Origin of the sequence: Ruegeria sp. HKCCD7296 (genome assembly GCF_013110775.1) — a bacterium.
Lineage (GTDB): Bacteria > Pseudomonadota > Alphaproteobacteria > Rhodobacterales > Rhodobacteraceae > Ruegeria.
In genome coordinates this window covers 109,599-120,498 of record NZ_WVRF01000008.1, presented here as the reverse complement: position 1 = coordinate 120,498, position 10,900 = coordinate 109,599, and the positions used below count along the sequence as shown (strand labels likewise).

9 protein-coding genes are annotated in these 10,900 nt (G+C 53.8%); 2 read left to right on the top strand and 7 right to left on the bottom strand.

Annotation, left to right across the window (positions count from 1 at the left end; genetic code table 11):
- Positions 1-20 precede the first annotated feature (20 nt).
- On the bottom strand, positions 21-1,031 hold the full coding sequence (dctP, locus tag GS632_RS12745; RefSeq protein ID WP_171722008.1) for a TRAP transporter substrate-binding protein DctP: 1,011 nt from the start codon (positions 1,029-1,031) through the stop codon (positions 21-23).
- A gap of 100 nt (positions 1,032-1,131) precedes the next feature.
- Positions 1,132-2,424, bottom strand: a complete 1,293-nt coding sequence (locus GS632_RS12740; RefSeq protein WP_253284468.1) for a Gfo/Idh/MocA family protein — start codon at positions 2,422-2,424, stop codon at positions 1,132-1,134.
- Here GS632_RS12740 and GS632_RS12735 point away from each other — a divergent pair.
- Positions 2,423-3,076 carry a GntR family transcriptional regulator gene (locus GS632_RS12735; RefSeq protein WP_170612103.1) on the top strand — a complete coding sequence of 218 codons (654 nt, stop codon included), beginning with the start codon at positions 2,423-2,425 and terminating at the stop codon, positions 3,074-3,076. The two genes, GS632_RS12740 and GS632_RS12735, sit on opposite strands and share 2 nt — an antisense overlap.
- Positions 3,077-3,450: 374 nt before the next feature.
- Here the strand turns inward: GS632_RS12735 and GS632_RS12730 are convergent, their stop codons facing one another.
- From GS632_RS12730 to GS632_RS12710, 5 genes are all read right to left on the bottom strand, one after another.
- Complete coding sequence (locus GS632_RS12730; protein WP_171238597.1) at positions 3,451-4,440, bottom strand: HupE/UreJ family protein; 990 nt, start codon at positions 4,438-4,440, stop codon at positions 3,451-3,453.
- Entirely contained in the window at positions 4,437-5,267 is an 831-nt protein-coding gene (locus GS632_RS12725) for a peptidyl-prolyl cis-trans isomerase (protein ID WP_171722009.1), read from the bottom strand. The genes GS632_RS12730 and GS632_RS12725 overlap by 4 nt, the downstream gene beginning before the upstream one ends.
- Positions 5,268-5,428: 161 nt before the next feature.
- Positions 5,429-7,351 (bottom strand): DUF3604 domain-containing protein, encoded by a 1,923-nt coding sequence (locus GS632_RS12720; protein WP_171235684.1) that lies wholly within the window; start codon positions 7,349-7,351, stop codon positions 5,429-5,431.
- Between the two features lie 282 nt (positions 7,352-7,633).
- Complete coding sequence (locus GS632_RS12715) at positions 7,634-8,341, bottom strand: hypothetical protein (protein ID WP_171238595.1); 708 nt, start codon at positions 8,339-8,341, stop codon at positions 7,634-7,636.
- Between the two features lie 492 nt (positions 8,342-8,833).
- Positions 8,834-9,382, bottom strand: a complete 549-nt coding sequence (locus GS632_RS12710; protein ID WP_171722010.1) for a DUF2796 domain-containing protein — start codon at positions 9,380-9,382, stop codon at positions 8,834-8,836.
- A gap of 235 nt (positions 9,383-9,617) precedes the next feature.
- On the opposite strand from GS632_RS12710, the gene GS632_RS12705 reads away from it, so the two are divergent.
- Positions 9,618-10,889 (top strand): imelysin family protein, encoded by a 1,272-nt coding sequence (locus GS632_RS12705; protein WP_171238593.1) that lies wholly within the window; start codon positions 9,618-9,620, stop codon positions 10,887-10,889.
- Positions 10,890-10,900 lie beyond the last annotated feature (11 nt).

Here is a 10,900-nt window from a genome sequence, read left to right as displayed (position 1 = left end):
CCTCGCTTGTCTTACTGGGCTCAGTTGCCCAAAGCGTTGATCTGATCCAGAACGCCTTCGGGCCATGAGCCAGCGAATTCGCTGTCCAGATACATAGACTGTACCTGATCGCGGAACGCGGCGAGATCGGGTTCGTAGATCTCCATTCCTTGCTCTTTCAGAAAACTGACAAGATCCTCTTCTTTCTGAAGTTGCTTCTGACGGCCTGATTTAGCTGCTGCGTCCGCAGCTTCCTGAACCTTGGCTTGCTGTTCCGGCGTCAACCCGTCCCAAACTTCTTTGCCAATGGCGATATAGTTCAAGTCGACCAAGTGAGATGTCAGGATGATCTGATTGGTCACTTCGTAAAACTTGGCATCAACCACGGTCGGCAATGGGTTGTCCTGACCGTCAACGGCACCGGTCGACAGAGCTGTGTAAACCTCTGAGAACGCCATTGGTGTCGGGGCGGCACCCAGCGCTTTTCCAAGGAACTGCCACGCATCTGTGCCCGGCATCCGCAGGTTCACACCCTCCAGATCAGCCGGAGTGCTGACGGTTAGTTCATCCTTGGGTTGGCGCAGGTTCACCTGTCGACGGCCCAGATACATGACCGACAGCAGTTTGACGCCCAGTTCTTCTTCGGCCTTTTGCTTGAAGGCATCCATCAAGGGATCGTTGAAGACAGCCACCTGATGCGCGGCGTCCTGGTGGACATAGCCTGCTGTAAAGATCGAAAACTCGGGGAAGAACTGTGCCAGTTCCTGCGCCGAGGTGATCGACATTTCCAGGTTACCCCGACTGATGGCGTCCAGCTCAGTACCCTGAGCGAAAATGGTGCCGTTATAGCTGGGCTCATAACTTGCGAAATCAGCGACCATGGGCGCGAAAACCTCGGCCATGGCGACCGAGCGCTGATCGGTCTCCGATCCTGATGTTGCGAGGCGAAGTTGCACTTTGTCTTCCGCCAGCGCACCACTTGTTGCGCTAAACAGAACACCGGTTGCGACCAGGGCTGATACAGCAGCCCGGCGGGTAAGTTTGGTAATCACTTTGCTCCTCCCTGAGACATCATGATGCTTCTTTTTTGCGATTCAGAGTTTTGACCTATTTTGGACATTTTGCAAGATGTTTTGCAAAATATCTGATATTTTAGACTGCCGTCATACCTGCCATTGGTGTTTTTTGTAAGTTTTTGATCTTGACCGTATCACCTGTTCTGCAGGAATTCTGAATAGCTTCAATAACTTGAAGCGTTCTGAAACCTTCCCATCCAGACACAATCGGTTCTGCTTCGTTCCGAGCTACTTCAACAAAGTGCCTGAGTTGATTGACCAGAGGGTCAGACGCACCCTTCTTCAGCGCGGTTGATGAGATTGGCGTCCACCAATCCCTTTGCTCTCTCTGGTAACTCCACAGGCGAAGATCGGGAACGGACAACGAACCATGAGAACCACCTATCATGTAGCTACTCTCAGTGGTTGAAGGATAGATTGGATATTCCTGAGACGTCATCTCCCAGCTCCATGGGGCAACGATGCTGTCGGACACACTTATGGTTCCTATCGCCCCGCTTTCGAACGTCAACAGAGCACCGGCAACATCTTCGTTGTCGTAACCCCGCTGCGAAGCAGCCGACTGAGCCTGTACAGTCATAACTTCTCCGGCCAAGTACCGCAGCAGATCAACATCGTGGACAAGATTGACCGAGATGGGCCCTGCACCGGGTTTCTTTCTCCAAGGCGCAGCATCAAAATACTCGTCTGGCTTATAGAACCAGCAATTCGCATGGACAGCGCGCACATCTCCAATCTTCCCATCGACAATGGCTTCCTTAGCCGACCGGATCAGAGGATTGTGTCGACGATGATGTCCGACCATCAGTGGCACATTGGCCTTCTCCGCTGCTTGAACAAGCTCAAGTGCAGCGGTGGCTTCCACGGCGATCGGCTTTTCGACAAGAACGGGACAACCATGTCGAACACACGTGAGGCCTTGTTCGACATGAAGCGTGGTCGGGGTCGCCAGAACAGCTCCGTCTGGCGTCTGATTTGCAAACATTTCCTCGAGGGTTTCGTAACATGCAACCGCATGCTCAACGGCGTAAGCACGGCCTTCATCGCTGGGGTCGACCACCGCGACGAGATCAACATGGCGCAACGCTCGGATAGCATCTGCGTGGCGGCGTCCAACAAGGCCGATGCCGACAATGGCAATGCGAAAGTTCTTAGACACTTTGCTTCCTTCCGGAGGGTCCGGAAAATCCCGAAACCGATGATTGCGATCGGGCTGCTTTGCCCAACTTGGCCACGACCGTATTGGGGTTTTCGCGATTCCGCAATAATGTATGATATTTTTATTTTTACCATACATAAGTTTGGATTGCTGATGTCTCTGAAAAATGCTAATTGAACGAGGAAACTGATAATATCGGGTGAAACGCATGGCGAAACAGCCGTCTACGATAGGTGCAAGCACCTATCAGCGCATCAAGCGGGACATCATCTTCGGGGAGTTGCAGCCCGGCTCCAAACTGAAGCTGGACGCCTTGAAGGAACGCTACTCTGCAAGCCTTTCGACACTTCGTGAAACGCTGAACAGGCTCGCCAGCGACGGATTTGTCGAAGCTCCTGAGCAACGGGGGTTCCTGGTTACACCGGTCTCCCGTGAAGACCTGATCGAGATATCAGAGCTGCGTGTCCTGTTGGAATGCCACGCGTTGGAGTTATCCATCGAGAATGGTGACACGGATTGGGAGGGGAACCTCGTCGCCGCGCATCATAAGCTGCATTTGATGGAGCAACGGCTTCTCAAAGGAGATGACTCTGAGAAAGAAACCTGGAAGAGGTACGACTCGGAGTTTCATCAAGCAATGATAGCAGCCTGCAACTCCAAGAATCTTCTATCCCTTCACTCAATCATCTATGACAAATATCTTCGCTACCAGATGCTCGTACTGACCTATCGAGGTGAGGTAGCAGCCAAAGAACACAAACACATGTTCGATGCCGCATTGGCCAGAGACGCGAATATGGCCAAGAAACTGTTGGAAGATCACATCCGAAACGGCCTCGCCCACACGTTGGAGGCTATGTAGGCCATTCCGCCGTGCCGCAATTGCGGCGGCCTCCAACTCGGAGCAACGCGGTGATGTCCAATATCTTTTGATCGAATTCGCCAGTCAGGGTACCGCTACGACAATTGAGCTTTCAGCTTACCCCTCGAAGGTCGCGGCACCCGTATTTTACAGAGTGTTAATGTGTGGGGTTTGTGTCCAAGACGGACCTCCGCTACCATCATCCAGAAAAATTTTTTTTGAATGAACCCTTCGTGGGCGAACTGGACCTTGGCCTAGAATAAACCTCTTTCAAATCTGTCTTTGGACGACGATCAAATCTGAGCTCGTCAGTTAGCAGCCGTGACTGGGAAGCCCGCCGAGATTTCGAAAGCCGCCGCTTTGAGTTTGTGAGGCTAGAAACCGCTAATACGCTCGATAAGCCAATACATCGACACGGAACCGATGCCATAGGCGGCGACAACTGTTGCCCTTTGGTTGATCGGAAACGCAATCACACGCCAGATCATCAAAGAAAGCGCCAAGGCTGTGATGAAAAACAGCTGACCGGCTTCAACGCCCAGATTGAACGCAAGCAATGCTGCGGGGATGTCGTTTGGCGGCAGACCAATATCGGCCAATGCCCCAGCAAAACCAAGACCGTGTAAAAGCCCGAATCCGAAACAGACGATCCAGGGTTTTTGACTTGAAAGCCGGAACCGTCCTTCACCGCCTTTGACAATCTCCATCGCCAGAAAAACGATCGACAAGGCGATGACGGCCTCAACTGGTGGGCCGGGAACGTTCAGAACGCCAAAGGTTGCAAGCGCCAATGTTATCGAATGCGCAAGCGTGAATGCTGTTACAGCTCCGACCAACCTCCACGGATCGCGAACCAAAATGAACAGCGCTAAGACAAAAAGCAGATGGTCCCAGCCTTCCAGTATGTGCTCGAACCCCAACTGGAAATAGGCGACAAATACTGACGATGTCGTCTGTTCAGATGGAATGTCCTGAACCGCGGCATCTGGCGTGAAACGAAGCGTCGCGGGCTCGGATTCTAGTGGGTGCAAACGGACCAAAACATCGTTTTGCTGAGCCTCAAGGCCCTCGATGGCGATGGGTTGGCCCGCGATCGTTGCGTCGCACTCGGCAACCCAGGATGAAACCCATGCTCGCCCGTCGAAAGCCGGGTCAGGCCCACGTGCAGGAGCGCATCCATCCGGCAAAACAGCATCAATCGCCATTGGCTGACCACTCACATCTGGCTTCCGCCAATGAACGCTCCACGTACCTGGCCCGATTTGACGCATGTCCAGGTATCCCGGATCAAGCGCATGCGCTGCCACGTTACCTACGGGCCAAGCGAACAGAAGCGCAAGCACTATGCAGATCAAAGCCCTCATTCGGTCGCGCCTGACAGGTCGGGCACCACAATCTTGTACGTACCCGCAAGAGCTTCATACTGCGCTTGCGCCAGATCTTCACTCATGGCGCGACGCCAATCCCGTAAAACCGCATCGTGAATGTCTGACAAAGCCGGCGTTTGGCTGGGCTCAATGGCGGTCACCTGAACAAGGTGAACCCCGTAACCTGACCGGATCGGACCGACCCACTGGCCAGCTTCGAGCTCTAACAGAGCGTCGGAAAATCCACCTCCAAAGACCGAGTCCACCACTCTGGTCACGGTCAGGGGCATTGAGGTCGGCAAGAGTGTCGAAGCCCCGTATGCAGACATGTCTTGCCCCTCGTCTAGCGCAACCAGGGCCGCCTCAAGTTCTGCATCACTTGGCCGTTCGCCCAAAAAGACCTGATTGAACGCCACCTTGTCGGGGGTAGCATAGCGTTCAGGACTTTCTTCAAGAAACGCCTCTAGATCCTCATCTTCTGGAACCACTGATGTGGCGATCGCTTCTGTAAGAAAATCCATCTTCTGACTTAGACGAGACCTGATCACGCTATCCCCACGATCAAGGCCAAGTTTTCGTGCCTCCCGCACAAGTACCTCTTCGCGAATTGACGCGTTGACCAAGGCTTGCAGCTCAGCATTGTCGGGCGGGCGTTTCCACCGCGCTTCAAACTGAGTAGACAAAAGCGCGATATCGTCTTGGTCGAATGTTATCGTTTCAAGGTTTTCGACAGTCTGGTCGTTCGGCGCAACGATATGGAACCAAATGAAAATTGCTGCCCCAATCAAGAAAAAGTGGAACAGGGGTTCTTTCAAAAATCGCATGAAGTCTCCTGCGTAAAACGTGCTCTGGTTCTACGTACTGATGCTGGCATCAGCTGATCGGGTTTTGCAAGAAAATGAATGCTATGAGCATTGCAGAAGTTTCAAACGACCACCGAGGTAGCGGCGGCTACCTCGGCTTCGAAATCCGTGAAGCATGCAATTCACTCGGACGGCGTATACCAAATCGGCGAGGAATAAGCGCGTTCTTGATGCGTAAGAACCGCATCTTCGGGCAGGTCGATGCCATATCTCAGCTTGTCATACAGGATCCAACGCGGGGTTGGGATTTCCAGAGCGCGAACGTAATAAAATGCCCGGGCATTCGGATCGAAATCCGGGTCTGACCAAACTGTGACAAGTTCGGCGGTTCCGATTGTGTTGGTCCAACTGGCGGTGTCTACATCCACGGTGTTTCCAACGGCGGGGATTTTGCCGTTTTCGTCAGCTTCGCGGTTATCCGACCAGGCAACGTCATAAACCTTCTCTTGCAGCGTGCCTTCGGAATCCAGCCACCCTTTGATCACCTGCACGCGATCCAGATTGGCACCAACCGGGTCGCGCAATGCGGCGATCAGGAAGCTGGGTGCACCATCGCCCTCTCGCGGGCGCAAGTCCGAACCCATTGGCACACCTTTGGTGTAGCCCACATTCGCAAGGAAGCGGGTTTCAACATCGGCATCGCTGAAGTCCCAACCACCAAAGAACCGCAGGCCAATCCGCGGTCCCGTGGTTGCGTAAGTCTCGCGTCGCTTGAACGCATCGAAGATCGCGGAACGCGTATTCTCGGTCGCCCAAACAGCCGTATATCCGGACGCCACAAGAAGGTCGCCGGGAATTTCGCCTAGATCATTTGCAATGAAAGGATGTTTGATCCGAGATGCAGAAGGCTCGACACTGACGGACTTTCCAAAAAAGTTGTCTTCCTCGGCAGTGGCCAAAGACGTATGACTGTCCGTCGCCCCGCCCATACCGAACTTATAGGGGTTCACTCCGAACTTTTCTTCCAGCATCAAACCGCGCTTCAGGGCTTCGCGGGCGTATTCTCCGGCTAGCATATCATCGGTCTTCAACTCGGTAATATCGAGATTGCCAACGTCCCAGTTTTCATAGTCTGCAAATTCGTCATCCGGGCTCAGGAATGGGTGCGCTTCGCCATCACCTTTGATTTGAGTGACCTCATAGTGGGGTTCCCATTTTGCGCGGGCCGCAACGTATTCTTCGTCAACCTTGCCGCCGTGATACGTGTCTTCGGTAGGGAACATCCATCCGTTCGACAAGTTACCGTTATGGGCAAAGGCAACGGCGCGTCCCCCTGTTTTCTCCTGATACTCTTCAAGCCAAGCATAAAGCGACTTTGGGTCTGTGTCGCCGTAGGGTGGTTGCGTGACCGGAGGCACCATTTGCAAGGCCCGGATCGGCCCGTCACGCAGCATGACGTTTCGGTGCAGGTTGAATCCCTTGGGGACCGAGGTCCACTCGAACCCGATGAACGCCGTAAAATTACCCGGATCATTATGACGCTCGGCCGCCAAAACGATATGCTCCCAAGTGAAGGCAAAAGCGTCGGCGCCCGGGCTGTACGACTCAAGAAGAACTTCCGGCAGGGTCATTTGCGAAAAGTTTGTGATGATATCAAAGGCAGTTTTCCCCGCCTCTTCGCCGCCCGCTTTGTAACCTTCGTACCATTCCAGACCTTTTGGGTCAGCAAGAACACCGGGCTTGCCGGCTTGTAGATCCGGGGCAAACCCCATCAGGTCCGTGTGGTCAGTCAGAACCATCCAATCCAATGGTCGGGCCAGCCGTACAGCTTGGCCTGTCGAGGAAATGACCTGTTCGCCTTTTGCGAACCGCCACGCTTCGTCAGGCAACAAGGTGTTTCCAAAGGCACCGGCATCAAGGGACAATCCGGTGTGCAAGTGTGTGTCGCCCCAGAGGGGACGTTCCGGAAAGGTACGCTGCGCATAAGGGGAATACGGTTGATCAGAAAACAGGCCTTCAGCTGCCTGTTCGCTCGGAACGGCGTCAGCCAGACCGTTTGTTGGTGCCAAAAGCAACGATAGAATACAGATGGAAATTCGATTCATAGTGCCCCCCTAATGCAATAATTCATGGCGAAATCGCAGAGCTTTCAGTAGCTCTTTTTATATTCGATTTTGTTTATAACATACCTGGCCAACCCGTGTTAATTGATTTGTTCGTAAGGTCATTTTCGGTGCCGGCCATCAAGGTCGGAGGGCGTAGATCCAACGCTGGTCAGAAGCCCCAGAAGTGCAATCAGGCAGTCCGTTCCGGGCTTGGGTCTGCCAGCGGAGGGATTGGACAAACAAAGTTCCCTCCCGATACTGATCGGCAATTCCAAAACCAACCTACTCAGTTGACAATTCAGTTCCCAAAACGAAGTTGATCATAAACTGAGTTGCAGGGTCTGTTTCTTCCTCAGCAGCCAAAGCCTCAAACTGTTGATGTAAAACCGTTCGCCCCCAATCCCGCGTTCCAACAGCAATTTGGACAGCCAAGTCACTATTCCCGGTTAACGCCTCAGACAGGGTTCGTAAGGCTTCTGGTCTTAACCTTGGCTGCGTTGAACCGGCCTCGGTCAACGCGCGGATCAGCAATTTCTTGTCTTCTGACGCCCTTTGTGGATTCTGAAGCGCAAGGCCAATCGCTCTGATTGCAGATGTATTTTCAGCCTCTATCCCAGCTAGGGCCCATTCGTAGCCGTTGAAACCACCGGACTTCAAGGACTTGGCGAAGCCGGAGCGTACGACTGAACGCGCGTGAGGATCAGTTTGTAACCCCAGCAAACGAATTGCAGCCGACCTGTAGGCAAAGCGGTTCAAGTCATTCAACTCGCTCACAATCTGCTCTGTCGAATACCCGCCACCCAAGGGACGCACGCGTGCATACGGCGCAAGGCCGATTTCGACCAATGCCATGTTATGCAGCGCTTGATCCGGGTGCCACAGGTATTCAGCAAAGAACAAAACTCGCTCTGCGCTGTCTCTTTCTCCATAGGCCCACAGCCGACCCGTGGTTTGAAGTTTCTCAAAAAACGCAGTTCGGTCCGGGTTCATCGTGAATATGCGCTGCCATCCCCTTGAAAGACCACGGCCGGCGCTATCCCTGTAAGTCGGCCCATACGTGAGCAGAACGGTTCGCGTCGGATCGGCACGGAATGCTCTGCGCGTAACACTATCAATCAAAAAAGGGATTTCCGGCACAGCACTAAGACGTTCGGGACTTCCTTTAAGGATTTTGCGCGCTGTAAATCTGAATGGATTTTCTGTTGTCGGGCCAGCCAGCACAATGACTTCCGCCGATAGTATGTGATCCGCGATGGATGCGTCCGGCAGGTCTGTACAAACTACACAGGCATATGAAGCCCGAGGCGCAACCAGCCCGAGAATGCATATCAGAATTGCAAGATGCTTTCGCAGCATCGGGCATACAATCTTAATTATCCAGCTTTGAACAGCCATCGGTAAATACAGTTACCAAAAAAGATGGTGTGACGGAATGCTGTCGCATGTCTTTGGTCATCGCGTCGCCCGAGGCTATCGAAACTTCTACGGAAGCGTCACTTGCGGCACGGCGCGCGTAGCTTCACGGGTTTGTTCCGTCCCATCAGCTTTAATGCGGACAGTCAGCGTTTCCGATCCGCTGAAACGGTCGAAATAAGCAAAATCGAACCTGTCCAGCGCGCTCATGTCCTGACATTGAACGACATAGTCCGCCTGAAATTCAGCATGACTTTCGTCGGTCGGCGATCCGCTGGACGCACGGCCCGTATCGTTCTGATCCACAATCTGGTGCATTAGGATCACATTGGCAGAAGTCGTGAAGCATCCTGCTTCGAGCGGGACAACAAACAGGTCAAGCGGCTTGGACAGCTCGGACATCGCGATTGCAACTTTCGTGCGCTCATCGTCGTTGGAGATCGGAGCTTCGAACCCCACGACATCCACGGTTGGCACATTGAGTTTCAGGGAAAACCCGGTCTGGGACAAGACAACATCCAGTCGACCAGCATCACGGTGATCAGGCGTTGTAACTTGCGTCGCTTGCGCCGCAAGAGCTGCGGGGAACAGGGACATGGCCAAAACAGCACACTTCATCAACCAAACCACCACAAACAGAATCACCGAGTTAATTCTAACGGGAAGCACCCGCCGCGCAATCGCAACCGCCCGCTCCGGCCCTACCAGATATGGGGAGGGTAGCGTCACTTAAACATAGATTCTAAACCTGACAATAAAACTCAGGTTGACATTGTTGACTATTTCACTCAGTTACTCCAAGGCAATATCAGCGGGGCATTCCCGCACGAGTAGATAAGAAAGCACCACTTCCATGACAAAATTGTTTGCTGCAGCCAGCTCTCTGACACTTTGTACAGCGACCGCTGCATTTGCCGCTGACGCGCCCGTGAAAACGGATGTGCTTGAAAACTACGCCAATATTGCCGAAGCGAAATTTGAAGACAGCCTCATTGCCGCGCAGCGTTTGCAAGCATCGGTCGATGCCCTGATTGCCGATCCGTCGGATGACACGTTGAACACAGCCCGTGCGGCATGGATCGCGGCGCGCGTACCCTATCAGCAAACCGAGGTTTATCGCTTTGGCAACGCCATCGTTGATGACTGGGAAGGCAAAGTGAATGCGTGGCCGCTGGATGAAGGTCTGATCGATTATGTGGATGCGGCCTATGGCGGCGCCACCGACGAGAACGAATTCGCCGTATTGAACGTCATCGCCAACCCGAGCTTCGAGTTGTCGGGCATGCCCATTGACGCGAGCGAAATTACCCCCGAACTGCTGAGCGAAACGCTGCACGAGGCAGATGGAATCGAAGCCAACGTGGCAACAGGCTATCATGCGATCGAGTTCCTGCTATGGGGGCAGGATATGAATGGCCACGGCGCAGGTGCAGGCAACCGCCCGGCCACCGACTATGCGAAAGGCGATGACTGCACCGGCCGCAATTGTGACCGTCGCGCCCAATATCTGAGTGCTGCTACCAATCTGTTGGTCACTGATCTTGCCTGGATGGCAGATCAGTGGAAGGAAGGCGGAGCAGCCCGCGCCGCCCTGATGGAGAACGAAGCCGCAGGCATCAGTGCGATCCTGACAGGCATGGGGTCACTGTCTTACGGTGAGCAGGCCGGTGAAAGGATGCGTCTGGGGCTTATGCTGAACGATCCAGAAGAAGAGCATGACTGCTTTTCGGACAACACCCATAACAGCCATTACTACGATGGCCTGGGTGTCCAGAACGTCTATCTGGGCAGCTACACACGCATCGACGGCACCCCGGTTTCGGGCGCGTCCCTGTCGGATCTGGTTGTCGCAACCGACCCGGCGCTGGATACCGAGATGAAGGCGAAACTGGCCAGAACCATGCAAGCATTGGGCAAGATCAAGTCGACCGCCGAAGCGGGGTTTGCCTATGATCAGATGCTGGAACGCGGCAACGAAGGTGGCGAAGCCCTGATCATGGGTGGCGTCAACGGTCTGGTCGATCAAACCAAAACCATAGAACGCATCGTGACAGCACTTGAACTGGACGGGATCGCGTTTGAAGGGTCCGACAGCCTGGATAACCCCAACGCCGTTTTCCAATAACCCCCGAGCGG

Coding starts and splice junctions, on each gene's coding strand:
- GS632_RS12735 (WP_170612103.1), top strand. CDS start 2,423: ATGGCGAAACAGCCGTCTACGATAGGTGCAAGCACCTATCAGCGCATC.
- GS632_RS12740 (WP_253284468.1), bottom strand. CDS start 2,424: ATGCGTTTCACCCGATATTATCAGTTTCCTCGTTCAATTAGCATTTTT.
- GS632_RS12730 (WP_171238597.1), bottom strand. CDS start 4,440: ATGAGGGCTTTGATCTGCATAGTGCTTGCGCTTCTGTTCGCTTGGCCC.
- GS632_RS12725 (WP_171722009.1), bottom strand. CDS start 5,267: ATGCGATTTTTGAAAGAACCCCTGTTCCACTTTTTCTTGATTGGGGCA.
- GS632_RS12720 (WP_171235684.1), bottom strand. CDS start 7,351: ATGAATCGAATTTCCATCTGTATTCTATCGTTGCTTTTGGCACCAACA.
- GS632_RS12715 (WP_171238595.1), bottom strand. CDS start 8,341: ATGAACCCGGACCGAACTGCGTTTTTTGAGAAACTTCAAACCACGGGT.
- GS632_RS12710 (WP_171722010.1), bottom strand. CDS start 9,382: ATGAAGTGTGCTGTTTTGGCCATGTCCCTGTTCCCCGCAGCTCTTGCG.
- GS632_RS12705 (WP_171238593.1), top strand. CDS start 9,618: ATGACAAAATTGTTTGCTGCAGCCAGCTCTCTGACACTTTGTACAGCG.